19 protein-coding genes are annotated in these 24,392 nt (G+C 67.2%); 16 read left to right on the top strand and 3 right to left on the bottom strand.

Going from position 1 to position 24,392, the window contains the following annotated elements:
- Positions 1-6 precede the first annotated feature (6 nt).
- From ACR81A_RS08365 to lnt, 5 genes are read left to right on the top strand one after another with little or no spacing between them, the layout of a single operon-like run.
- Positions 7-1,014 carry a WYL domain-containing protein gene (locus ACR81A_RS08365; protein WP_202382839.1) on the top strand — a complete coding sequence of 336 codons (1,008 nt, stop codon included), beginning with the start codon at positions 7-9 and terminating at the stop codon, positions 1,012-1,014.
- The gene (locus ACR81A_RS08360) at positions 1,007-1,972 is read left to right on the top strand and encodes a helix-turn-helix transcriptional regulator (RefSeq protein WP_202382838.1); all 966 of its coding nucleotides are present in this window, start codon (positions 1,007-1,009) and stop codon (positions 1,970-1,972) included. The genes ACR81A_RS08365 and ACR81A_RS08360 overlap by 8 nt, the downstream gene beginning before the upstream one ends.
- 43 nt (positions 1,973-2,015) lie before the next feature.
- Complete coding sequence (tatC, locus tag ACR81A_RS08355) at positions 2,016-2,852, top strand: twin-arginine translocase subunit TatC (protein WP_202382837.1); 837 nt, start codon at positions 2,016-2,018, stop codon at positions 2,850-2,852.
- Positions 2,849-5,080, top strand: coding sequence for a DEAD/DEAH box helicase (locus ACR81A_RS08350; protein ID WP_202382836.1), 2,232 nt, complete (start codon positions 2,849-2,851; stop codon positions 5,078-5,080). Before tatC ends, ACR81A_RS08350 begins: the two co-directional genes overlap by 4 nt.
- On the top strand, positions 5,077-6,696 hold the full coding sequence (gene lnt / locus ACR81A_RS08345; protein WP_202382835.1) for an apolipoprotein N-acyltransferase: 1,620 nt from the start codon (positions 5,077-5,079) through the stop codon (positions 6,694-6,696). The genes ACR81A_RS08350 and lnt overlap by 4 nt, the downstream gene beginning before the upstream one ends.
- Here lnt and ACR81A_RS08340 read toward each other — a convergent pair.
- A complete protein-coding gene (locus ACR81A_RS08340; protein WP_202382834.1) occupies positions 6,666-7,019 on the bottom strand; it encodes an RNA polymerase-binding protein RbpA in 354 nt (117 codons plus the stop codon). The two genes, lnt and ACR81A_RS08340, sit on opposite strands and share 31 nt — an antisense overlap.
- 157 nt (positions 7,020-7,176) lie before the next feature.
- On the opposite strand from ACR81A_RS08340, the gene ACR81A_RS08335 reads away from it, so the two are divergent.
- The 5 genes from ACR81A_RS08335 (at position 7,177) to ACR81A_RS08315 (ending at position 16,828) form a co-directional block, all read left to right on the top strand.
- The gene (locus ACR81A_RS08335; protein ID WP_202382833.1) at positions 7,177-7,938 is read left to right on the top strand and encodes an SDR family oxidoreductase; all 762 of its coding nucleotides are present in this window, start codon (positions 7,177-7,179) and stop codon (positions 7,936-7,938) included.
- Positions 7,939-8,266: 328 nt separating this feature from the next.
- Positions 8,267-12,937, top strand: a complete 4,671-nt coding sequence (gltB, locus tag ACR81A_RS08330; protein ID WP_440311575.1) for a glutamate synthase large subunit — start codon at positions 8,267-8,269, stop codon at positions 12,935-12,937.
- Positions 12,930-14,399, top strand: coding sequence for a glutamate synthase subunit beta (locus tag ACR81A_RS08325; protein WP_202382831.1), 1,470 nt, complete (start codon positions 12,930-12,932; stop codon positions 14,397-14,399). Before gltB ends, ACR81A_RS08325 begins: the two co-directional genes overlap by 8 nt.
- Before the next feature lie 103 nt (positions 14,400-14,502).
- Positions 14,503-15,147, top strand: a complete 645-nt coding sequence (locus tag ACR81A_RS08320) for an NAD(P)-dependent oxidoreductase (protein ID WP_202382830.1) — start codon at positions 14,503-14,505, stop codon at positions 15,145-15,147.
- Positions 15,148-15,205: 58 nt separating this feature from the next.
- Positions 15,206-16,828 (top strand): class I SAM-dependent methyltransferase, encoded by a 1,623-nt coding sequence (locus ACR81A_RS08315; RefSeq protein WP_440311574.1) that lies wholly within the window; start codon positions 15,206-15,208, stop codon positions 16,826-16,828.
- Here the strand turns inward: ACR81A_RS08315 and ACR81A_RS08310 are convergent.
- On the bottom strand, positions 16,825-17,577 hold the full coding sequence (locus ACR81A_RS08310; RefSeq protein ID WP_440311573.1) for a sulfite exporter TauE/SafE family protein: 753 nt from the start codon (positions 17,575-17,577) through the stop codon (positions 16,825-16,827). The genes ACR81A_RS08315 and ACR81A_RS08310 overlap by 4 nt on opposite strands.
- A 124-nt stretch (positions 17,578-17,701) precedes the next feature.
- On the opposite strand from ACR81A_RS08310, the gene hisD reads away from it, so the two are divergent.
- Genes hisD through ACR81A_RS08295 form a run of 3 tightly spaced genes read left to right on the top strand, consistent with a single transcriptional unit; the run spans position 17,702 to position 20,551 of the window.
- Positions 17,702-19,012 (top strand): histidinol dehydrogenase, encoded by a 1,311-nt coding sequence (gene hisD, locus ACR81A_RS08305; protein ID WP_440311572.1) that lies wholly within the window; start codon positions 17,702-17,704, stop codon positions 19,010-19,012.
- Positions 19,013-19,495: a transcriptional regulator NrdR gene (gene nrdR / locus ACR81A_RS08300; protein WP_440311571.1), complete on the top strand. Its 483-nt coding sequence runs from the start codon at positions 19,013-19,015 to the stop codon at positions 19,493-19,495.
- 6 nt (positions 19,496-19,501) lie between these two features.
- Positions 19,502-20,551, top strand: coding sequence for a quinone-dependent dihydroorotate dehydrogenase (locus ACR81A_RS08295; RefSeq protein ID WP_440311570.1), 1,050 nt, complete (start codon positions 19,502-19,504; stop codon positions 20,549-20,551).
- A gap of 73 nt (positions 20,552-20,624) precedes the next feature.
- Here ACR81A_RS08295 and ACR81A_RS08290 read toward each other — a convergent pair whose 3' ends face one another.
- Positions 20,625-21,200 (bottom strand): DUF3043 domain-containing protein, encoded by a 576-nt coding sequence (locus tag ACR81A_RS08290; RefSeq protein WP_202382825.1) that lies wholly within the window; start codon positions 21,198-21,200, stop codon positions 20,625-20,627.
- A 158-nt stretch (positions 21,201-21,358) separates the two neighbouring features.
- Between ACR81A_RS08290 and ACR81A_RS08285 the strand changes: the two genes are divergently transcribed.
- The 3 genes from ACR81A_RS08285 to ctaD all read left to right on the top strand — a co-directional run bounded on the left by ACR81A_RS08285 (position 21,359) and on the right by ctaD (position 24,389).
- Positions 21,359-21,736 (top strand): HesB/IscA family protein, encoded by a 378-nt coding sequence (locus tag ACR81A_RS08285; RefSeq protein WP_202382824.1) that lies wholly within the window; start codon positions 21,359-21,361, stop codon positions 21,734-21,736.
- 149 nt (positions 21,737-21,885) lie between these two features.
- The gene (gene ctaC / locus ACR81A_RS08280) at positions 21,886-22,734 is read left to right on the top strand and encodes an aa3-type cytochrome oxidase subunit II (protein WP_202382823.1); all 849 of its coding nucleotides are present in this window, start codon (positions 21,886-21,888) and stop codon (positions 22,732-22,734) included.
- A 17-nt stretch (positions 22,735-22,751) separates the two neighbouring features.
- Positions 22,752-24,389 carry an aa3-type cytochrome oxidase subunit I gene (gene ctaD, locus ACR81A_RS08275; protein ID WP_237462846.1) on the top strand — a complete coding sequence of 546 codons (1,638 nt, stop codon included), beginning with the start codon at positions 22,752-22,754 and terminating at the stop codon, positions 24,387-24,389.
- Positions 24,390-24,392: the final 3 nt, after the last annotated feature.

The raw sequence follows: 24,392 nt of genomic DNA, 5'->3' as shown, positions 1-24,392 counted from the left end.
TCGCGAGTGGTCGCACGCTCGACGGTTCCCAGCGAGCAGCGGGTCTTCAGTCTCGTCCTCGCGCTGGTCGTGAGCCCTGAGGGGCTCACGAAGCGCGAGCTCCTGTCCTCGGTGTATGGCTACGCCGAGCGCTTCACTCCAGGGGAGTCAAGCCTCGCACTTGACCGCCAGTTTGAGCGCGACAAGGAGCAACTGCGCGGGCTGGGTATCCACATCGAGACCCTCGACTCTCCGCTAGAGCCAGGCAACAATCAGCTCACGCGATACCGCATCTCGAAGGAACTGCTCGAGTTCCCGAGCGAACTGAGGTTCAGCGAGCGCGAGCTCGTGCTGCTCCGCCTCGCCGCGCTCGCGTGGCAGGAAGGCAGCCTGAGCGCTGAGTCGCGCCGCGCTGCGATGAAACTCGAGGCGCTGGGTGCTGGGCTCGACTTGCAGCACCTCGGCGTTGCTCCTCGGCTCGGCTCGGCCGAGCCTGCAGCGGCCGCGCTGCAGGAGGCGATCGACGCCGGTCGGGTGGTCCGCTTCGCTTACACGCTTCCCGGTCGAGACGCTCCGCTCGAGCGTCGCGTCGCGCCCCTGCGTCTGCACCGGGCCGATGGTCGCTGGCACCTTATTTCGTGGGACCTTGAGCGCGCTGCCGAGCGCGTCTTCCTGCTTGCGCGCATCAGCGGGGCGGTGACGATCGAGCAGACCCGCTTTGCGCCCGAGCTGCGGGACCGGGCCGACCCCGCGGTGGCTGAACTGCTGCGACTGCGCGAGTCGCAGCGTGCGACGCTTCGTGTCGGTCGCGGCACCGTTGCGGAGGCGCGTCTCACGCCCCGCGCTGCGGTCGTGGCCAGCAGTGAGGACGGGGTCGAACTGACGCTCGGCATGCTTGATCCGCACCTCTTGGCCGCCGAGCTGATCGGGTATGGTGCGGAGGTTGCAGTGAGTGAGCCAGCGGCGCTCCGCGAGCTCGTCATCACCGGCCTTCGCCGCATTGCTGCTGCGCACGAGGAGGACTCGCATGGCTAACCCGGTGCTCGGCCCCGACCGCGTGCTGCTGCTCCTCTCACTTGTGCCTTACCTGCGAGAGCACGGACCGGTTCCCACCACGGAGCTGGCAGCAACGTTCGGTGTGACACCCGAATTGCTGCGCTCGCTTGTGCGGTTCCTCGGCACCGCCGGGGTACCGGGGGAGACGCTCAGCTATCAGGACCAAGACCTCTTCGACATCGACTGGGACGCTCTCGAGGAGCAAGACCTCGTGAGCCTCACCCGAACCGTCGCGGTCGAGGACGCACCCCGCTTTGCACCCGCCGAGACCGCTGCGCTCATCGCTGGACTGCATGCGCTCACCGCGGTGCTGCCCGCGGCCGATGCGGAGCTCGCGCGCACCACCGCGGAGAAACTGGGCGCCGCGCTCGGGGCCACCGATGCGCCCGTGGTGAGCGTAAGCGCCGACCCAGAGGACGAGCGCATTCCGGTGATCGTAGCGGCGATCGACGGGGCCCGCACGGTGCGTTTCCGCTATCGCGATGCCTCGGGCACGGAGACGGAGCGGACCGTGATCCCGCACGCATTGACCCAACGGCCCGGTGGCTGGTATCTCCGCGGACGCTGCCTAGACCGAGGTGCTGATCGCACCTTCCGCGTCGACCAGATATTTGACCCCCAGCTCGGAGACTCCGCGGAGGCCTCCTCGGCGGAGCCGACGGCGACGCCAGCGGCGACGCCAGCGGCTGTGAACGTCTCGCAGATCACCGCACGCGTGTCTGCTGCCGCGCTGCCGCGCATTCACGGGTTTGTGCCCGAGGTGCTTGGTGAGGTCGCGCCCGGGGTGCTGCGCGTGCGAATCGACGCCTGGTACGCTGACGCGGCGATCAGGCTTGTCCAGATCGCGCCCGGCGAGATCTCCATCGAAGCTCCGGCAGCGGCGCGTGCCGCGGTGCAGGAGTGGGCGGCACGCGCACTCGCGGCCTACGGAGAGTAGGGCGCTCGGGCAGTGGCGCACCGACCTGGGATACACTGAGCGAATGGCACGAGAGCCGCGAAAGAAGCGCAACCCAGAAGGCAAGATGAGCCTCGGCGCTCACCTCGTTGAACTGCGAAAGCGGCTCATGATCGCGGCGATCGCGATTGCGGTCGCGCTTGTCGCGGGCTGGCTGCTCTCGCCCTGGGTCTGGGATGTGCTGCGTATGCCGATCGCGCAGCTCGGGGAGCAGGGCCGCGAGGCCACGATCGCGTACGGCGACATCACCGGTGCGTTCGACACGAAGGTGCAGATCTCGCTGTTCATCGCCGTGCTGATCGCCTCGCCCGTGTGGCTCTATCAGGTGTGGGCGTTCCTCGCTCCGGGGCTCACACGGCGCGAGAAGCTGTACGGTGTCGGCTTCCTCGCCGCGGCTGTGCCGCTCTTCCTGGGCGGCGCCTTTGCAGGCTGGCTGGTGCTTCCGAACATCGTGCGCCTCATGGCGAGCTTCCAGCCTCCCGAGGATGCGTTCTTCCTTGACGCGCGCAAGTATCTCGACTTTGCGATCAAGCTCCTCCTCGCCGTCGGCGTCGGCTTTGTGCTCCCGGCGCTGCTCGTCATGCTCAACTTCATCGGCGTGGTTCGCGGTGCGTCGATCCTGAAGAGCTGGCGCGTTGCGATCCTGCTCATCGTCCTGTTCGCCGCGATCACCACGCCTGCCGCAGACATCATGAGCATGTTCCTGCTCGCGGTGCCGATGATCCTGCTCTACTTCGGTGCTGCGGGAATCGCGATCCTGCACGATAAACGTGTCGACAAACGTAAGAAGGCAGAGTTTGAGGAGTACGGTATCGACGTCACCGAAGACGTGGACGTCGATATCGCCGGGGACACGAAGTGAGTGAGACCGCGCTCGAGTTCTTCGCGAGCCGCCTCGACTACCCGCTCGACGCCTTCCAGGTGACCGCGTGCGAGCGGCTGGAGGAGGGCCGCAGCGTGCTCGTTGCCGCGCCCACCGGGTCCGGCAAGACCACCGTGGCCGAGTTCGCCGTGTACCTTGCGCGGCGCGAACGCGACGCGCGCATCTTCTACACCGCACCCATTAAGGCACTCTCGAATCAGAAGTTCCGTGAGCTGTGCGAGGAGTACGGCGAGGAAGAGGTCGGTCTCCTCACGGGAGACCTCAACATCCGGGGTGACGCGCCGATCGTGGTGATGACCACCGAGGTGCTGCGAAACATGATCTACGCGGAGTCGGACGCGCTCGCCGACCTCGCGTTTGTGGTGCTTGACGAGGTGCACTACCTTGGCGATCGCTTCCGTGGCGCGGTGTGGGAGGAGATCATTCTCCATCTGCCGCGGCCCGTGCGACTCGTGGCGCTCTCGGCGACCGTGTCGAACGCTGAAGAGTTCGGCGACTGGATGCACGCCGTGCGCGGTGACACCGACGTGATTCTCTCGGAGCACCGTCCGGTGCCGCTCTACCAGCACGTGCTCACCTCCAAGGAGCTGTTGCCGCTCTACGTCGGCCGCGACGGCGAGCTTGCTGCGCGGGGCAGGGTGAACCCCGAGCTCCGCATGCTCGAGGGCGGCCGTTCGCGGGGACGCGGCGGTCGGGATCGGGGGCGTCCTCCGCAGCGTCGCACGCGACGCGTGTCGCGGGCAGACATCGTGCGTGCGCTCGACCAGACCGAGTTGCTCCCCGCAATCGTGTTTATCTTCAGTAGGAACGGTTGCGACCAAGCGGTGCGGCAGTGCCTCTTCGAAGGAATCACGCTCACCACGCGTGAGGAGCGAGACGAGATCAGACGGATCGCGCGCGCAGAGGTTCGAGACATGAGCGAGGAGGAGCGCCGCGTGCTTGGCGTGCGCGAGTGGCTCGCTGGGCTTGAGCGTGGCGTCGCCGCGCACCATGCCGGCCTCCTTCCCGCGTTCAAGTCGGTCGTGGAGCGGCTGTTCCAGCGCCGACTCTTGAAGGTCGTGTTCGCGACCGAGACCCTCGCCCTGGGAATCAATATGCCCGCGCGGGCGGTAGCGATCGAGCGGCTCGACAAGTTCAATGGTGAGCAGCGCGTGCCGCTCACGTCGGGCGAGTACACGCAGCTCACCGGCCGTGCCGGGCGCCGCGGCATCGATGTCGAGGGCCACGCCGTTGTGGTGTGGAGTGACAGCGTCGAACTGGAGGAACTGGCACACCTCGCCGGCGCACGCTCTTTCCCGGTCAAATCAAGCTTCCGGCCCACGCCCAACATGGCGGTCAACCTGCTGCAGCGCATGGACGAAGAGAAGGTGCGCGAGATGCTCGAGCTCTCCTTCGCCCAGTTCCAGGCTGACCGGGAGGTCGTCGAGCAGGCACGTGAGCTGCGAGCGGCGCAGGATTCGCTCGCGGGCTACGACGCCGCGGTACAGCGGGCGCAGGGATCCGACAGGAAACGTTGGGAAGACCGGGCGCGAAAACTGCGCCGCAAGATTGAGCGCGGTCGGCGCCAGGTCACCGCGCGCACCGGCACGATCGCGCGTACCTTTGACCGCGTCGTGGAGCTGCTGCTCAGCCTGGGGTACCTGGAGCGCGTCTCCGGGGAACCGCAGGTCACGCTGCCCGGCGAACTCCTGCGCCGCATCTACGGGGACCGCGACCTGCTCGTCGCCGAGTGCCTGCGGCGTGACGCGTTCCGTGGCCTCGACGCCGCCGCACTCGCAGCGATGTGCTGCGTGCTCAGCTATGAGCCGCGTCGCGACGACGAGGGATCGCCGCGGCTGCCGGGCGGGGCGCACTTCTCGACCGCGCTTGACCGGGTGCTCGACATCTGGGTAGAACTCGACGATTTGTCGGAACGGCTGCGGCTGCCGCGTAGCGAGATGCCGCACGCAGGACTTGCGGGCACCATGCACGCTTGGGCCTCCGGTCGTCCGATTGAGCGCGTGCTTGACGAAGGCGGCATTGGTGCGGGTGACTTTGTGCGCTGGGCGAAGCAGACGATTGATCTGCTCGACCAGGTGGCGCAGGCGTGCGAGACAGCGGTGCGTGTGGGGCTCGATGAGGATCGCCTGGGCGAACTGGCACAGCTCGCGCGCGCCGCGAAGCGTGGTGTTCGCCGAGGCATTGTGGAGGCCTCGAGCACGTCATGACCGCTGGTGAAGACACGCAGCCAACTCGCCGCCGTCTGCCGCTCTGGATCGCGCTGCCTGCGGGGGCCGCGGGCGGGCTGCTCCTGGACGCTGCTGGCCCCGGGCTGGGCCTCTGGCCGCTCGCGATCCCCGCCGTGGCGCTGATGCTTGCCGGTATCTGGCAGCAGCGCGCGTGGCGCGGTGCACTTGTTGGTGCCGTGATGGGATTCGCGTTCTGGGGGCCGCACATCTCCTGGCTCACCCTGTACCTGGGGCCCGTGCCCTGGGCCGGGCTGAGCGGGGTGATGACTGCGTGGCACGCACTCTTCGGCGCTGTAGCCGGTGCGGCGACTGCGGGGCTGCCTCGCGTGCCGTGGCTTCGGGAACGCAGCGGTGCGCTGATCGCGGCGCAGGTGCTCACGGTCTCGGGGCTCTGGATTGCGCGCGAGGGCGTGCAAGGGGTGTGGCCGTACGGCGGTTTCGCCTGGGGCAGAGTTGCGCACACGCAGGCAAGCGGGGTATTTGCCGAGTCGGTGTCGTGGCTTGGGTTTGCGGGGCTGAGTGGTGCGCTGGTCGCTGCGGCCGCGCTTGGTGTGGCGGCGTTCTTCCTCTCGGGGGAGGTGCACGCGACGCTCGCGAGAAGACGCGGTGTGCGGACGATCTCGCTGCTCGCCGCTGCGGTGTTGCTCCTCGGCCTGGCGGTGATCCCCGCAGCCCCGCTCGCCGAGACTGGCACGCTCCGCGTTGCTGGCGTGCAGGGGAACTCGAAGTCGGGCATCTTCGACGACCGTGAGTCGGGGGACGTCTACCGCGACCACGTGACCGCGACTGAGCGCCTGCTCGATGAGCTCGAGGCCGCGGGCGAGTCAGTTGATTTGATTGTGTGGCCCGAGAACAGTGCGGAGTTCAACCTTCCGGGCACGCCCCTGCGTGGAATGGAGGTCGCGAAGCTCGCAAAGCGCGCCGGCGCGCCGATCGTCGCGGGCTCGATTCTGCAGGACCCGGACGGGAGCTACACGAATAGTGCGATCGTGTGGGGCCCCGATGGGGCCGCAGGGCAACGCTATGACAAGCGATACCCCGTACCGTTCGCGGAGTACATGCCCAACCGTGAGTTCTTCCACGCGCTCGCGCCCGATCTCGTTGACCTCGTGCAGCTCGAGTACGCGTTCGGGCAGCGACCGGCCGCCTTCGATATTGAGACCACCTCGCGTGCGGTTCGCGTGGGGTTGGCGATCTGCTTCGACATCACGTTCGATGAGCATGCCGAAGACCTCGTGCGCGGCGGCGCGGAAGTAATCCTTGCCCCCACGAACAACGCCGACTTTGGGCGCACCGACGAGAGCGTGCAGCAGCTCGCGATCGCTCGTCTGCGCGCCATTGAAACCGGCCGCGCGCTCGTGAACATCTCAACGGTGGGAACGAGCGCGGTTGTTGCACCCAATGGGCAGGACCTCGATGCGCTCGTCGCGCACACCTCGGGTGCGCTCGTCGCCCAAGTGCCGCTCGTCACAGGCGAAACGCCCGCACTGCGTTGGGGCGCGACGATCGCGGGGGTCTGGATGCTGCTCGGCGGCGCTGGCCTCGTGCTGGGCGCCTGGGCGGGCTACGAGCCGCGCCGCGCGCGCAGGAGCTGAAGCCGCTCTTCGAGCAGTTCCTCGAGTTCTTCCCGCGAGCGGCGCTCGATCAGCATGTCCCAGGGCGTGCGCTGCGACGACTCCTTCTCCTCGAACTCAGCGCGCGCCGTTCGGCCGGCCTCGTCGTCCAGAAAGCCCAGCTCGCCGCTGCGCTGATCAGTCCATTCCGCTGGCGGCTCTGCGTCGGCATCGAACAGGACGGTGAACCGATTCCCGCGATCAGTGAGGTATTCAACGGAGCGGCGCGGGGAGAGCTCGACGCCCTCTTCGCCCTGCAAGCTCGTGGCACCGATTCGTGTGCCGCGAAGTGTTCGATCGGCCATTGTGGGACCTCCTCGCATGCGGGGCACGCCCTGGACTCGCACCCCTGCTGTGTTTCGCAGCCTACTCGTTTGGGCTGTGCGCCGAAACCCCATGCCAACACTTGAGGGGTACTCCACTACCCTTGAGGGGTTCACATCGTCAATTTGAGGAGCACTTGTGACCCAGATTCTTGAGCCGGGCACCCTGTCCGGTCGCCGCGCACTCGTCACCGGATCGTCCCGAGGCGTGGGTGCCGACACGGTTCGGTACTTCGCAGAGGCTGGCGCCGACGTGGTGGTGAACTTCCGCAACAAGGCCCCGCGCGCCGAGAAGCTCGCCGCGCAGCTGCGGGAGCTCGGTGTCCGCGCGCTCGTGCAGGGCGCTGATCTGACCGATCCCGAGTCGCTTGCCGGCATGATGGCGGCGATCAAGGAGGAGTTCGGTGGCCTCGACATTCTCGTGCTGAACGCTTCGGGCGGCATGGAGAGTGGCATGGCCGAGGACTACGCCCTCCTGCTCAACCGCGATGCGCAGCTCGCGGTGCTTGACGCGGCGCTGCCGCTCATGTCCGAGGGCGGGCGTGTGGTGTTCGTGACGAGCCACCAGGCGCACTTCATCCGCACGACGCCCACCATGCCGGAGTACGTGCCGGTCGCAGAGTCGAAGCGTGCCGGAGAAGACGCACTCCGCGAGCGGATCCCCGAGCTCGCCGAGCGCGGCATCGAGTTCGTCGTCGTGTCGGGCGACATGATTGAGGGCACGGTCACCGCGACGCTGCTCAACCGACTGAACCCCGGTGCGATCGAGGAGCGCCGCGAGCAGGCCGGGCGTCTCTACAACGTCGCCGAGTTCGCGGCCGAGGTGGCTCTCGCCGCGGTCGAGCCGGTGCCCGCCGACCACACCCGACTCGTGGGTGACACGGCGAGCTTCGGAGGCTAATTTCGATCCCAATCTGATGGGAACGGATGGGTGAGGCCCCATCCGCGTCAACGCCGGAGTTCGATAGTTGAGACGCAGAAGTGCTGCGTTGTGACTATCGAACTCCGGCGTTTTTGTGTCTCCCGGGTGCGCGGTTTCACTCTGGAAACGATTGTGTTTCGGTCGTGTTACGGGCACTTCTGCTGTGCGGCTCATCTTGCGCGCGGCCGCACGATGTGCGGGAATTCTGCACCTTTCTCCGAATGTGCAAAAGAAGCTGCGCTGGAGTGGTGAATTTGCCGAAGAAAGCGGTGCTAGATTCGAGACCCCGCTAGATGAAAGGTCTCAGATGAGCGCACCCTCCGGCACCGGATACCCGCCCGCCACGGGACTCTATGACCCCGCCGATGAGCGCGACGCCTGCGGGCTCGCCTCGGTCATCTCGCTCACGGGAGAGGCTCGTCACGAGATCATCGAGCTGGCACTCGAGGCACTCGAAAACCTGGAGCATCGTGGCGCAGTGGGATCGGATGCGGGCACGGGCGATGGCGCCGGGATCCTCAGCGACATCCCGCACGACTTCCTCAGCGACGTTCTGCGCGAGGAGCACCCGCAGCTGCGGCTACCGGAGCAGGGGAGCTACGCAACCGGACTCGCCTTTCTGCCGCAGACCTCCACCGAGCGTCAGGCCGTGAAGTTTCGGATCGGCGCAATCGCCGCAGAAGAGGGCCTCGCCGTTCTCGCGTGGCGTGCGGTGTCGGTGCGGCCAGAGGCCCTCGGCGCCTCGGCACGCGCTGCGGCGCCCACCATCGAGCAGCTCGTGCTCACACCCGCCGGGGGTGCGGTGCTCGACACGACGCGACTCGAGCGCCTCGCTTTCCGGGTGCGGAAGCGCATTCAACACGAGACCGGCTGCTACCTCGCGTCGCTCTCCGCGCGCACCATCGTCTACAAGGGGATGGTCACGACCCTGCAGCTGCCCGCGTTCTACCCCGAGCTCAGCGACGCGCGCTTTGCATCACGCTTCGCGATCGTGCACTCGCGTTACTCGACGAACACGTTTCCGTCCTGGCACCTTGCGCAGCCGCTTCGGCTGGTTGCGCACAACGGCGAGATCAACACGGTGCGGGGCAACCGAAACTGGATGCGGGCGCGCGAAGCTCAGCTGGAGAGCGACGTCCTCGGTGATGTGCGGCAGCTCCTGCCGATCTGCACGCCGGGCGGCAGCGACTCCGCGAGCTTCGACGAGGTGCTCGAGCTCCTCGTAATGGCCGGGCGCTCACTGCCGCACGCACTTGCGATGATGGTGCCAGAGGCGTGGGAGTCTGAGACCGGGCTCGCCCCGGAGCTCGTCGACTTCTTGGAATACCACTCCCTCCTCATGGAGCCGTGGGACGGGCCGGCGGCCATGATCGCCACGGACGGAACTGAGCTCGTCGCACTGCTTGACCGGAACGGGCTGCGCCCCGGGCGCACGCTCATCACAACCGACGGTTTGCTCGTGATCGCAAGCGAGACCGGGGTGCTCGATGTGGCGCCCGAACGGGTGGCGCACCGGGGGCGGCTTCGGCCCGGGCGCATGCTCGCGGTGCAGCTCGATACCGGAGCGATCCGAGAAGACACTGAGGTCAAGGCCGAGCTCGCTGCCGCGGCTCCGTGGGGAGCGTGGCTCGATGAGGGGCGCATCCGGCTGTCTGAGCAGCCCGAACGCGAGCACCTGGTGCATCCGCCTGCGTCGATCACGCGCCGCCAGCGCACCTTCGGGTACACGGAGGAGGAGCTTCGCCTGGTGCTGACGCCAATGGCGCGGGACGGGGTGGAGCCGCTCGCGGCCATGGGTACGGACACGCCGATCGCCGCGCTCTCCGACCGCCCGCGCCACCTCCACGACTACTTCGTGCAGCAGTTCGCGCAGGTGACCAATCCGCCGCTCGACGCGCTGCGCGAGGAACTCGTGACGAGCCTGCGTGCCGGCATGGGACCGCAAGAGAATCTGCTCACGCAGTCCGCGGGGCACGCCCGGCAGGTGGTGCTCGACTTCCCGGTGATCGACAATGATGCGCTCGCCCGGATCCAGCACTTCGGCGACGATCCCGAACGTGAGCGAGCGGTGACTATCCGCGGGCTCTACCCCGTGGACCACGAGGCGCGCGGGCTCGCGGACCGGCTCGAGGCGATGTGCTGGGAGGCGAGCGCGGCGATTGCAGCGGGCGCAGAGTTTCTCATCATCTCGGATCGCGACTCGAACAAGGATCTCGCTCCCGTGCCCTCGCTGCTCGCGGTCTCTGCGGTGCACCACCACCTCATTCGCGAGGGCCAGCGCATGCGCGTGGCGCTCATCGCGGAGTCGGGTGACGTCCGCGAAGTGCACCACGTCGCAGCGCTGATTGGCTACGGGGCGGCAGCGGTCAACCCGTATCTCGCGATGGAGACGGTGGGGCTGCTCGTGCGCGACGGCTCCATCACCGGAGTCACTGAGGGCGAGGCGATTGCACGCTTCATCACTGCGCTCGGCAAGGGCATGCTCAAGGTGATGAGCAAGATGGGGATCTCCACGGTCGCCTCATACTGCGGGGCACAGACCTTTGAGGCGCTCGGCCTCTCGCAGCAGCTCGTCGACCGATTCTTCACGGGCACCACAACGCGCCTGGGCGGAGTGGGGCTGGACGTACTTGCAGCCGAGGTTGCCGCGCGGCACCGCGCCGCCTACCCCGACGACTCGGCACCGCTCGCCCACGAGCGACTGACGACCGGAGGAGAGTACCGCTGGCGGCGTGGGGAGGAGCCGCATCTGTTCGACCCGCAGACGATCTACAAGCTGCAGCACGCCACGCGCACCGGGCGGCGAGAGATCTTCGCTGAGTACACGGCGCGGGTGAACACGCAGGCTGAGCGCCTCATGACGCTGCGCGGGCTGTTCCGCTTCGCGCCGTGCCGTGCGCCCGTGCCGCTCGCGGAAGTCGAGCCGGTCAGTGCGATTGTGACGCGCTTCGCGACAGGCGCGATGAGCTACGGCTCCATCTCGCCCGAGGCCCACGAGACGCTCGCGATCGCGATGAACAGGCTCGGCGGTAAATCCAATACCGGAGAGGGCGGCGAGAGCGAAGAGCGGCTTCTCGATCCCGAGCGACGCAGCGCGATCAAACAGGTCGCGTCGGGCCGCTTCGGGGTGACGAGCCTCTACCTCACGCACGCCGAAGAGATCCAGATCAAGCTCGCACAGGGGGCGAAGCCCGGCGAGGGCGGCCAGTTGCCGCCCGGCAAGATGTACCCGTGGATTGCGCGGACCCGGCACTCGACTCCGGGTGTGGGGCTCATCTCCCCGCCGCCACATCACGACATCTACTCGATTGAGGATCTCAAGCAGCTCATTTTCGACCTGAAGCGAGCGAACCCCGCGGCGCGCATCAGCACGAAACTTGTTTCGCAGAGTGGGATCGGCCCCGTCGCCGCGGGCGTCGCGAAGGCGCTCTCTGACGTGATCCTCATCTCGGGTCATGACGGGGGTACCGGGGCAAGTCCGATGAACTCGCTGAAGCACGCGGGCTCGCCGTGGGAGCTCGGGCTTGCCGAGGCGCAACAGACCCTCATGCTGAACGGGCTGCGCGAGCGGGTCGTCGTGCAGGCTGACGGCCAGCTCAAGACCGGGCGCGACGTGGTGATCGCAGCGCTGCTAGGCGCGGAGGAGTTCGGCTTTGCCACCGCGCCGCTCGTGGTGTCGGGCTGCATCATGATGCGCGTGTGCCACCTCGACACCTGCCCCGTCGGCGTCGCGACGCAGAATCCGGAGCTCCGTGAGCGGTTTACTGGGCAGGCCGAGCACGTGATCAACTTCTTCCGATTCATCGCTGAGGAAGTGCGCGAGATTCTCGCATCCCTCGGCTACCGCACCCTTGCGGAGGCCGTGGGGGACACCGCCGCGCTTGACGTCGATGCGGCGATCGCGCACTGGAAGGCGTCGGGCCTTGATCTGAGCCCCGTGCTGCGCGGGCCCGAGTTCCCGCGTGAGGCGCCGCGCCGGCATGGCCGCGCGCAGGACCATGAGCTCGCCGCGCACTTCGACGCGTCCGTCATTGCCGAGGCGGATCCCGCGCTGCGTGACGGCACGCCGGTGGCACTCGTCCGCACAGTGCGCAACATTGATCGGGCTGTGGGAACGGGCCTCGGGCACGAGGTGACCAAGCGATACGGTTCCGCCGGCCTGCCCCGCGGCACGGTGTCGCTCAGCCTGAGTGGCTCGGCCGGGCAGTCGCTCGGCGCTTTCCTGCCCGCCGGAATCTCGCTCACACTCACCGGCGATGCGAACGACTATGTCGGGAAGGGGCTTTCGGGCGGCGAGATCGCCATTCGGCCGCCGCGGCCCACGGGGCACGCGCCGACGAGAACCGAGGCTCCCGACAACGTGGTTGCGGAAAACGGGGCTGCGGACAACGTGATTGCCGGGAACGTGATCGGCTACGGCGCGACGAGTGGTTCGATGTGGATCGCGGGCGTTGTGGGCGAACGATTCCTCGTCCGCGGCTCGGGTGCCACCGCCGTTGTTGAGGGCACGGGCGACCACGCCCTCGAGTACTTCACCGGGGGCTTCGCGCTGATCCTCGGCCCTACCGGGCGAAACCTGGGCGCGGGCATGTCGGGCGGCGAAGCTGTGGTGCTCGACCTCGACCCCGCGCACGTGAACGCGGCAGAGCTTGCCTCGGGGTCGCTCCTGCTGCAGCGGCTCGGCGGCGCGGCATCGCCTGGCGCAGCCGAGCTGGCGAGCGAGCGCGACCGGGAAGACCTGCGCGCGCGGATCGAGGAGCTGCTGCGTGGACACCTCACGGCGACCGACTCTGCGCGGGCTGCGGAGCTACTGAGCGCCTTCGAACGCGAGCCGGAAAGCACGCTTGCCCGATTCACGCGGGTGATCCCACGCGGCTATGCTCGCGTGCTCGAGATTCGTGAGCGAGTGGCATCGAGCGGGATCGAAGCCGATGACGAGCGTATGTGGAGCGAAATTTTGGAGGCGAGCCATGGCTGATCCGCACGGTTTTTTGCAGGTGCGTGAGCGCGAGCTCACCGAGAAGCGACCGGTGGCCATTCGGCTGCGCGATTGGCGAGAGGTGGTGGACCCGGCTGATCCCACGCTGGTGGCACGCCAGGCCTCACGCTGCATGGACTGTGGGGTCGCTTTCTGCCATCAGGGCTGCCCGCTCGGCAACTTGATTCCCGAGTGGAACGACCTGGTGCATCGCGGGCGCGGGCATGAAGCGATCGAGCGGTTGCACGCGACGAACAATTTCCCGGAGTTCACGGGCCGAGCGTGCCCGGCACCCTGCGAATCCGCGTGTGTGCTCGGCATCTCGCAACCCGCGGTGACGATCAAGCAGATCGAGAACAACATCATCGATGAGGCGTTTGCGCAGGGCTGGGTGCAGCCGCAGCCGCCGGCGCGACTCACGGGCAAGACGGTCGCGGTGGTGGGGTCTGGGCCCGCCGGGCTCGCCGCAGCGCAGCAGCTGACGCGGGCGGGACACACGGTCGCGGTCTACGAACGAGATGAGGTGCCCGGTGGGCTCCTGAGCATTGGGATCCCGGATTTCAAGCTCGAGAAAGCGCTGGTCTCGCGGAGGATCGAGCAGCTGAAGGCGGAGGGCACCCGGTTCCGCTGCGGCATTGAGATCGGGCGCGATATGAGTTGGGGAGAGCTCCGCCGCCGGTTCGACGCAGTCGTTGTCGCCACGGGGTCGACGGTGCCCCGTGAACTTCCTGTTCCCGGCCGCGACCTTGCTGGAGTGCTCCCCGCGATGGCATTCCTCAGCGCGGCGAACCGCGTGCAGCGCGGGGCGATTGATGTGAGCCCGTTCGACGCGGCCGGGAAGCATGTCGTGGTGATTGGCGGCGGCGACACGGGCGCTGACTGCGTGGGCACCGCGCATCGGCAGGGTGCGCGGTCGGTTACGAGCCTGGCAATCGGCCGTCGGCCAGGGGGAGAGCGGAGCGAGGCGCAGCCCTGGCCCACGCACCCCACGCTTTTTGAAGTGAGCAGCTCGCACGAGGAGGGCGGCGAACGGCGTTACCTGGCGTCGACGGTCGAGTTTCTGAGTGATGAGTCAGCGGATGCCCCGGCTCTCGCTGCAGTGCGTGGTCTGCGTGTTGCGGAGACCGGCTTCACCGAGCGCGGGCGCGAGCCGATCCCGGGGACCGAACACGTGATCCCGGCCGACCTGGTGCTGATCGCAATGGGGTTCTCGGGCCCCGAGGAGATCTCGGATGCGGCGTTCGCCCTGCCGCGCGATGAGCGGGGTGGCTTCGCCCGCACGAGCGAGTACGCAACCGAATATCCCGGCGTGTTCGTCGCCGGTGATGCCGGGCGCGGGCAGTCGCTCATCGTGTGGGCGATCGCGGAGGGGCGAGCGGCGGCGGCGGCAGTGGACCGCTTCCTCACCGGCAGCACGGTGCTGCCGAGCCCCGTGACCGCCGATGATCGCCCGCTCGCCTGATATTCCGGCGCTGGCATGGCCACGGGGAATAGGGTGAGCCTCAGCCCGGTTTTCCGGGAGGGGCCGCGATCCTCGCGACCAGCATCGACGAAGGGACATCGGCATGACCAGAGTGACGATCATCGGCGGCAGCGGCTACGCGGGCGCGCACATCGCGGAGGCCGCGGCGGTGCGTGGCTTCGATGTGACGAGCGTCAGCCGTGGGGAAGTGGCGCAGCAGCTCGCCGGCGTGAAATACACGCAGGGTTCACTCCTTGATCCGGCGGATCGCGCGCGAATTCTGGCTGCAGCGGACGTGGTAGTGGTTGCGGCATCGCCGCGAGGCGACATGGCCGGAGCTCTGCGCCCCGCGATCGCCCAGCTCGCGGCGGAGGCTGACGCAGCAGGCGTGCGCCTCGGCGTGGTGGGCGGCGCCGGATCGCTCTTGCAGAGCGAGGGCGGCGACCTGGTCATGAACGGCCCGGGCTTCCCGGACGAGATCAAGCCCGAAGCCGCGGAGATGGGCGGGGTACTCGATGATCTGCGGGTCACACCCGAGAGCCTCGACTGGTTCTACGTGAGCCCGGCCGGCTCGTTTGGCCCCTGGGCCGCCGGCGAGTACACGGGGGAGTACCGTGTCGGCGGCGACGTGCTTCTCACCGATGCCGCCGGCGAGTCGGCGATCTCTGGCGCCGACTTCGGTGTCGGCGTGGTAGACGAGATCGAGACGCCTGAGCATCGACGCGCTCGGTTCACCCTGGCGTACTAGCGCTCCCGAGCACGCGCGGCCGGACGCGGGAGCAGCGGGCGGGGCCTACCCTAGAGGGATGGACTCCGCACTGCTCTCCCGCCTCCGCGCCGACCTCGCTGCTGCCGATTTCAGCCCAGCCTCAGTGACCGCGCTGCTGGGCGAGCCCGCGGATGGAGCGCGGCAGCGCGGTGTGTTTGCGCCCGGACGCCGTGCCCTGGCAGAGCGCCCGACGAGCGCACGCAGCACACTCATCAGCCTGTTTCTGCTGGGCGAGGCGGTCGCGCAGCACGAGATCGATGCCGCGCTGCCGGAACTGGGCGCGGCCGGCGCGCGAGAGCTCGGCTTGATCGAGGCCGAGGCCCCGGGCGGCGTGCGCGGCGATGCTGTACCTGGGCAGTATCCCGCCTACGCCGACGTGCAGCACTACGCGGCGGCCCTCTCGCTGAATCCTGTTGCGGTCGTGGACAGTGCAGCGGAGGAGCCGCTCGTCTGGTGGATCCTCTCCGACCTTGATGACCAGTTGCGGCGGGGGCCCGCTCGACCTGACCACGTGATGGGGGTGGGCGGCGCGACCCGCTCGCTCATCGCGCAGGCACCCGGCGGACGGGTGGACCGCTCCCTTGATCTCGGCACAGGGTGCGGCATCGTCGCCCTCCACCTCGCGCAGCGCGGTGGGCACGTGGTGGCGACCGATATCTCGGAGCGCGCGCTCATGCTTGCTCGCGCAAACGCAGAGTTGAACGGGCTCGGGGGAGCGATTGAGTTCCGAGCGGGAAGCCTGTTCGAGCCCGTCGCCGGTGAGCAGTTCGATCTGATCCTCTCGAACCCGCCCTTTGTGATTACTCCCCGCACCGGTGATGGTCCCGTGTACGAGTATCGCGATGGCGGTCTCGTCGGTGACGCCCTCGCTGAGGCGGTCGTGACCGGGGGCCCTGCGCACCTTCTGCCCGGCGGTACGCTGTTGTGCCTCGCGAACTGGGAGACCCCGTGGGGCGGGAACGGACTGCACCGTGTGTCTGACTGGATCGCCGGGGCGGGCATTGCCGAGCTGTCGGCGTGGGTGATCGAGCGGGATCGGGTTGATCCCATGCAGTACGCCGAGACCTGGGCTCGCGACGGGGGTGCCCGACCGGGCAGCGTCGAGTTCGATGCGCTGCTCGCGGCCTGGCTCGACGACTTCGCCGTGCGGCGCATCGTCTCGATCGGACTCGGGGCGATCCGGGTCCGGCGCGGGCTGCCCGGAAGTATGAGCGAACCGCTCGTGCACGTTGAACAGGCGACCGGTGCGCTTGCAAGCGTTGGGCTCGGTGCGCAGCTCGAGGACGCGTTCACCGCGGGGAGCATCGCCGCGCGCATGAGCGACGCCGAGGTGCTGGCAACGCGCTGGCTCGTCTCTGACGCGGTGAGCGACGAACGGATCCACACGCCGGGCGCTGAAGCACCCCACGCGATCACGTTGGTCACCGACCGGCCCATCGCCCGGCGCGTCACCGCCGATCCGCTGCTTGCTGCCGCGGTGGGAGCGAGCGACGGCGACCTCACCATGGGGCAGATCGCCGACGCCCTTGCTCAGCTGCTCGAAGTTGATGCGGCCGCCGCGAGCGAGGCGATCGTCAGCGGCGCACGCGAGCTTGCCTGGCTGGGCATGCTGACACCTGCGCCGGCGAACTCGACCGAGGCGCAGTTCCCCGAGGCTTAGCCGAGGAGGTCCCACATGCCGCGGACCAGCGACGCACCTGCGCCGACAAACGCGAGGAGAATCACGAAGCGTCGCACCTGTGTTGGCGTCACGACGCGGAGCAGTCGCTCGCCGGCCGCGATCCCGCACAGCACCGTCATCACGACGAGGCCCCAGAACCACCAGGCGGCCTCGGGGATCCCCGACGGGTCCATGAGCAACTTTGATGTTGCGGAGGTCGCGCCGACCAGGATGAAGTAGGGCTGCAGTGTCGCGGCGAACGTGGTTTGCGGCCACCGCGTCAACACGGCGTAAGCGCTCACCGCCGGGCCGCCCACGCCCGCGAGCGCATTCGTGAGGCCAGAGATGAAGCCCGCCGCGGCGCGCGGCCCACGAGGCTCAGTCGTGAAGCGGGCATTCTGCAGCACGAGCGATGCGCCGAGCGCCACGATCACAATCGCCCCAACGGTCACGGACATGACGGCGGGGGAGAAGCGCTGCCCGAGCCAGGCGCCGAGCACTGCGCCGATCACGGCGAAGCTGCCGAGCCAGCGGAACATGGACCAGTCAATGCTCCGCCACACTCGCGGCAGAATCAGCACGCTCGAGAGCACGCCGAGCAGGTTCACGAGGAGCACGCCCTCGTGCGCGCCGAGCACCAGGGTCATAAAGGGCGCGACCAACAGAGCGAAGCCCAGGCCCGCCATGCGTTGTGCGGCTGACCCCGCGAGAATGAGTGCGAGCGTCAGGGCGCCCGTCAGTGCTGTCATCGTGCGCGCCTCCTGCGTGGTCCGTGTCCATCCTGTCAGACGCGCGCGGCTGGTGAAGCGCGCGGAATGAGGGGCTGTGGGGCCGCGCGGCAACACTTCTCTGCCCGGGTAGACTGGACGCGTGATGCGTATGACTGATCTCCGGGGGCAGCAGCTCTCTCGGAGCGAGCTGCTGAAACTGGTGCCCCGCGCCGCGATGGGTGCGGAGGTGGCAGTCGAGCGTGTGCGTCCGCTCGTTGCCGCGGTCGCTGAGCGAGGCGAGGCGGCGCTGCGCGAGCAGGCTCGCGACTTCGACGGTGTGGAGGGGCATGCGCTCCGCGTCCCCGTTGACGCCATTAGCGGATCGCTGAGTGATTGCCCGGCAGATGTGCGCGCGGCACTCGAAGAGCTCATTGCGCGGCTTCGATTGGGATCCGCCGCGCAGGTGCCGGCCCCGCAGACCACGCAGATCGGCGACGGCGCGGTGATTCGCCAGCGCTGGCAGCCCGTCTCCCGGGTCGGGCTCTACGCTCCTGGTGGGAAGGCCGCGTACCCGTCCTCGGTGATCATGAACGCCGTTTCCGCGCAAACCGCAGGGGTGCCCGGTCTCGCGCTCGCCTCGCCCGCGCAGTCCGACAACGCCGGTCTGCCGCACCAGGCGGTGCTCTGGGCGGCCGCCCTCTGCGGCATTGACGAGGTCTACGCGATTGGCGGAGCCGGGGCGATCGCCGCATTCGCGCACGGGGTGCCCGAAATCGGCCTCGACCCGGTTGACGTGGTCACCGGTCCTGGCAACGTCTTTGTTGCCGCGGCGAAGCGAGTGGTGAGTGGGCTCGTTGGGATCGACTCGGAGGCCGGCACCACCGAAATTCTCGTGATCGCCGACGACTCAGCAGACCCGCGCTTCGTGGCAGCTGACCTGATCAGCCAGGCCGAGCACGATGAGGCGGCGGCGTCGGTTCTCGTGACCGACTCCGCGGATTTCGCCGAGCGCGTGCAGCGTGAGGTCCAGGCGCGCGCGCCGCTCACCCGCCACGCCGAGCGCGTGGCCGTCGCACTCGCGGGCCCGCAGTCAGCCGTGATCCTCGTCGATGACCTTGGGACCGCGGTCCGCGTGAGCAATGCGTACGGGCCCGAACACCTTGAGATCCAAACCCGAGACGACGAACACGTGCTCTCGGGCATCACCGACGCCGGAGCGATCTTCGTGGGCAGCTACACGCCGGTCAGTCTCGGTGACTATCTCGCGGGATCGAACCACGTACTGCCGACCGGGGGAACTGCGCGTTTCGCCGCGGGACTGGGGGCGCACACGTTCCTGCGCCCGCAACAGATCATCAGCTATGACCGTGCCGCGCTCGCGGCGACGGAGGGCCCGCTGCTCGCGCTCGCCGGGGCCGAGGGGCTCCCCGCTCACGGCGAGGCTGTCAGCGCTCGATTTGAGGAGGGCAAGTAGATGCACTGTCCATTTTGTCGCCACCCCGACTCGCGAGTCATTGACTCACGAACCGCCGACGATGGCCTCTCGATCCGTCGTCGTCGTCAGTGCCCCGAGTGCGGGCGCCGCTTCACGACCACAGAGACCGCGAGCCTTACCGTGATCAAGCGCTCAGGCGTTGTCGAACCGTTCAGCCGCGAGAAGGTCATGAGCGGTGTGCGCAAGGCCTGCCAGGGCCGCCCGGTGACCGAGGCCGATCTCGCGGTCCTTGCGCAGCAGGTGGAGGAGTCAGTGCGCTCGAGCGGCATCGCGCAGTTCGACGCCAACGAGATTGGGCTCGCTATTCTGCCGCACCTGCGCAAGCTCGATACGGTCGCGTACCTCCGTTTCGCGAGCGTCTACCAGGCCTTCGATTCCCTTGCCGACTTCGATGCGGCCATCGCCGAGCTGCGTGCGCAGCCCAGCGCCGCCGATTCCACAACCGCTGCACCTCAGGAGTAACCCCGTATGCGCCTCTACCCGCTGCTTTTCTCGACCGTGCTGCGGCGGATGGACCCTGAAACGGCTCATCACCTTGCGTTCCGAGTGATCCGGGCGACGCCGCTGCTCGGCGGAATCGCGCGGCGCTTTTGCGCCCCGGATCCTGCACTGCGGGTGCGAGCGCTCGGTCTCGAGTTCCCAAGCCCCTTCGGCCTTGCGGCCGGCTTCGATAAGAACGCTGATGGCATCATCGGCCTCGGCGAGATCGGTTTCGGTCACGTCGAGGTGGGAACGCTCACGAAGCACGCGCAGCCAGGTAACCCCAAGCCGCGCATGTACCGGCTCGTGGGCGACCGCGGTCTGATCAACCGAATGGGCTTCAACAACGGTGGATCGGCAGCTGCGGTTCCTCGCATCGAGCAGGCCCGTCTGCGCCGCCACCGCCCCGTCATCGGCGTGAACATCGGCAAGAGCCGGATCACCGAGGTTGCTGACGCGACCGCAGACTACGTGTGGAGTGCTGAGCGTCTGGCGCCCATTGCGGACTACCTCGCGGTCAACGTTTCCTCTCCGAACACGCCCGGCCTGCGCGGGCTGCAGGAAGTCGAACTCCTCGAACCGCTGCTGGCGGCGGTTCGCGATGCGGCGGCGGGCACGCCCCTGCTCGTGAAGATCGCGCCCGACATGGCAGACGAACAGATCGACGCAATCGTTGAGCTTGCGCAGCGGCTCGGGCTCGACGGCATCATCGCAACCAACACGACGATTTCGCGGGAGGGACTGCAAGCCGACGCGGCTGAGGTCGATGCAATGGGCGCGGGTGGGCTCTCGGGCGCCCCGCTGAAAGATCGCGCACTCGAGGTGCTGCAGCGGATTCGCGGGGTCGTTCCGGATCCCGAGTTCTGCGTGATCTCGGTCGGCGGCGTCACGACCGCCGAAGACGTTCATGAGCGACTTCGTGCCGGCGCGACGCTGGTGCAGGGCTTCACCGCGTTTATCTACGAGGGGCCGCTCTGGGCACGCGCCATCAACCGTGGTCTGGCGCGTGCGGGGTACCGGGGGAGCGCCGCGGTCTAGCAGCCGCCCGCTGCAACGACGAAGGGCTCGCGATCCAGCTGGATCGCGAGCCCTTCGTCGTAGTGCGGGGAGCTTAGCTCGGGTAGTTGCCGCGCTTCACCTGCGGCTTCGGAACGCGCAGCGGACGGAACTGCATGGCTCGCATCGCGGCGTACCAGCGGTAGCCAGGCTGTACCTTGTCCGCACCGAACTTGTTGGCGAGCAGACGCTTCAGCTTCATGCCGACGAACACCGAGTCCAGAATCGCGAGCGCGACGAACGCCCAGATCGCCACCAGGCTGATGACCTGCACCACGCCCGGGATAAACGTCATCACGAGCACAACGAGCATCATTGGGATGAGCATCTCACCGATGTTCCATCGTGCGTCAACGTAGTCGCGCACGAAGCGGCGCTGAGGGCCGCGGTCGCGCACGGTGAGGTAGCGCTCATCGCCCTGCATCATGCCGAGACGCGCGCGTTCGCGCGCATCGGCCTGCTGGCGACGCTGCTCCTTCTGCATCGTCTTGTCCTTGGAACCCACGATGGGGCGGGCGTTGGCGGCCTCGGCCTGCTTTCGCGACGGCGTGGGCCGACCTTTCCCGATCTGCTCGTCCGGGGTCTCCTGCGCGCTCGCGCCCGCCGCAGCCGCGGCGTCCTTCTTTGACACGCCTGTCCTCTCGATCTGGCGCGGCATTCCGCACCCTGTGTCTCACGTCCCTGCGGACGTTCTCTGTCCCCAAGAATACCGTCTTCGGCGGGGGCTTTCCTGCGGGCTCAGGGAAGGTAGACTGGGCCAAACTGAACTATCCGAGCGAGGAGTACTCAATGAGCACTGAGACCATCGCGCCCGAGACCGCCGCAGCGGCATCCGAGAGCGCACACGGAGTAGCACTGAGCACCGCCGCACAGGACAAGGTGCGTAGCCTGCTCTCACAGGAGGGGCGTGACGACCTTCGCCTCCGCATCGCCGTGCAGCCGGGCGGCTGCTCGGGCCTGATCTACCAGCTCTTCTTTGACGAGCGGGAGCTCGACAACGACGCGATTGTTGACTTCGACGGTGTCGAGGTTGTCGTTGACCAGATGAGCGTTCCGTACCTGAGCGGTGCGACGATTGACTTTGAGGACACGATCCAGAAGCAGGGCTTCACGATCGACAACCCCAACGCACAGGGCAGCTGCGCCTGTGGAGACAGCTTCAGCTAGCCAAAACGCGAACCGAAGTTCCGCGACACCCGGTGTTGGTTCGGGGAACGCTCAGGTTCGCGCTAAGCTAACAGGGAGTAATCAGCTTCGCCTGCTTTCTGGGCGGCACGAAACATTTCGAAAGGTATGCGGTGCGTTCCAATCGTCGAATGAAATGGGTAGCGGCCCCCGTGGCGCTCTCAGCAGCGCTGCTCCTCGCAGGCTGCACCCCTGAGCAGCAGCGTGGCTTCCTGCCCGCTGGCTCTGAAGGGGCCACGAACCACACGGACGGGATCACCGGGCTGTGGGTGACTTCGTGGATCGTGCTGCTCGCCGTCGGTGTGATCACGTGGGCCCTCATCATCTGGGCCACGATCGCGTACCGTCGCCGCAAGGGGCAGACGGGGCTGCCGGTACAGCTTCGGTACAACATGCCGATCGAGACGTTCTTCACGGTGGTTCCCGTGATCCTCGTGCTTGGGTTCTTCGCGTTCACCGCGCAGGAGCAGAGCTCCATCGAGGCTCGCTACGAGAACCCCGAGAACACGGTCGAGGTCATCGGTAAGCGCTGGGCGTGGGACTTCAACTACGTCGACGAGGATGTTTACTTCCAGGGCGTCCAGGTGCAGACCGAGGACGACGGCTCGGCGAAGGAAGAGACCATGCCGGTTCTCTACCTCCCGGTCGACAAGACCACCGAGATCAAGCTCGAGACGCGTGACGTCATCCACTCCTTCTGGGTGGTCGAGTTCCTCTACAAGAAGGACATGATCCCGGGGCAGACGAACTACATGAGCTTCACGCCCACCAAGACCGGCACCTTCATGGGTAAGTGTGCCGAGCTCTGTGGTGAGTACCACTCGATGATGCTCTTCGAAGTGAAGGTCGTTGAGCAGGACGAGTACGACGCGTACATCGCATCGCTGCGCGAAGCAGGCAACACTGGCCAGGCCACCCTTGAGCTGAACCCGAACCAGGATTCCTTCTATGGTGACGGCGCCAAGGCGCAGAACGAGTAATGAGGGATAGCAAAAACATGAAGAAGGGCAACGTCATCGTTTCGTGGCTGACGTCCACGGACCACAAGGTGATCGGGTACATGTACCTGATCAGCTCCTTCGTGTGGTTCCTCATCGGCGGCCTGATGGCCCTGGTGATCCGCGCGCAGCTCTTTGCTCCCGGCCTCGAGGTCATCGCGACCAAGGAGCAGTACAACCAGCTGTTCACCATGCATGGCACGATCATGCTGCTGATGTTTGCAACGCCGCTGTTCGCTGGCTTCGCAAACGTCATGATGCCGCTCCAGATCGGTGCACCCGACGTCGCGTTCCCGCGACTGAACGCCTTCGCGTTCTGGCTGTACACCTTCGGTTCGCTGATCGCGGTCGGTGGCTTCCTTACCCCCCAGGGCGCTGCGTCCTTCGGCTGGTTCGCTTACTCGCCGCTGTCGAGCATGACCTACTCGCCGGGCATCGGTGGCAACCTCTGGGTGCTGGGCCTCGGTATCAGCGGCTTCGGCACGATCATGGGTGGCGTCAACTTCATCACCACGATCATCACGATGCGCGCTCCGGGCATGACCATGTGGCGTATGTCGATCTTCACCTGGAACACGCTGATCACCTCGATCCTCGTGCTGCTGGTGTTCCCCGTCCTGGCGGCGGCAATGTTCGGCCTCGCTGCCGACCGTATCTTCGGCGCACAGATCTACAGTGGCGAGGGCGGAGCCATCCTCTGGCAGCACCTCTTCTGGTTCTTCGGACACCCTGAGGTGTACGTCATCGCTCTGCCGTTCTTCGGTATCGTTTCCGAGATCTTCCCGGTGTTCAGCCGTAAGCCGATCTTCGGCTACAAGACCCTGATCTACGCAACCATCGCGATTGCGGCGCTCTCGATGACCGTGTGGGCACACCACATGTACGTCACCGGTTCCGTGCTGCTGCCGTTCTTCGCCCTGATGACCATGCTGATCGCGGTGCCGACCGGCGTGAAGATCTTCAACTGGCTCGGAACGATGTGGCGCGGCTCGATCACCTTCGAGACCCCGATGCTCTGGTCGCTTGGCTTCCTCGTGACCTTCGTCTTCGGCGGCCTCACCGGTGTCATCCTGGCTTCGCCGGCGCTCGACTTCCACCTGTCCGACACGTACTTCGTGATCGCGCACTTCCACTACGTTGTCTTCGGCACTGTGGTGTTCGCAATGTTCGCCGGCTTCTACTTCTGGTGGCCGAAGTGGACGGGCAAGATGCTCGACGAGCGTCTCGGCAAGATCCACTTCTGGGTGCTCTTCATCGGCTTCCACATGACCTTCCTCGTGCAGCACTGGCTGGGCGTCATGGCCATGCCGCGTCGTTACTACACCTACCTGCCGGCTGATGGCATCACGTGGGGCAACCAGCTCTCCACGATCGGTGCAATGATCCTCGGTGCGTCGATGATCCCGTTCCTCCTGAACGTGTACATCACCTCGCGCCGTGCGTCGAAGGTCACCGTGAACGATCCGTGGGGCTACGGCCGCTCGCTCGAGTGGGCAACGTCTTGCCCGCCGCCGCGCCACAACTTCACGTCGATCCCGCGCATTCGTTCCGAGTCTCCTGCCTTTGACCTCAACCACCCCGAGGTCAGCGGCGTAGAGCAGCCTGTTCCGGCTCACCAGCTCTCAGAGCAGAAGTGACCC

The organism is Leucobacter chromiireducens, assembly GCF_051993095.1.
Classification (GTDB): domain Bacteria; phylum Actinomycetota; class Actinomycetes; order Actinomycetales; family Microbacteriaceae; genus Leucobacter; species Leucobacter chromiireducens.
This window is presented reverse-complemented; position numbering and strand designations above follow the sequence as displayed.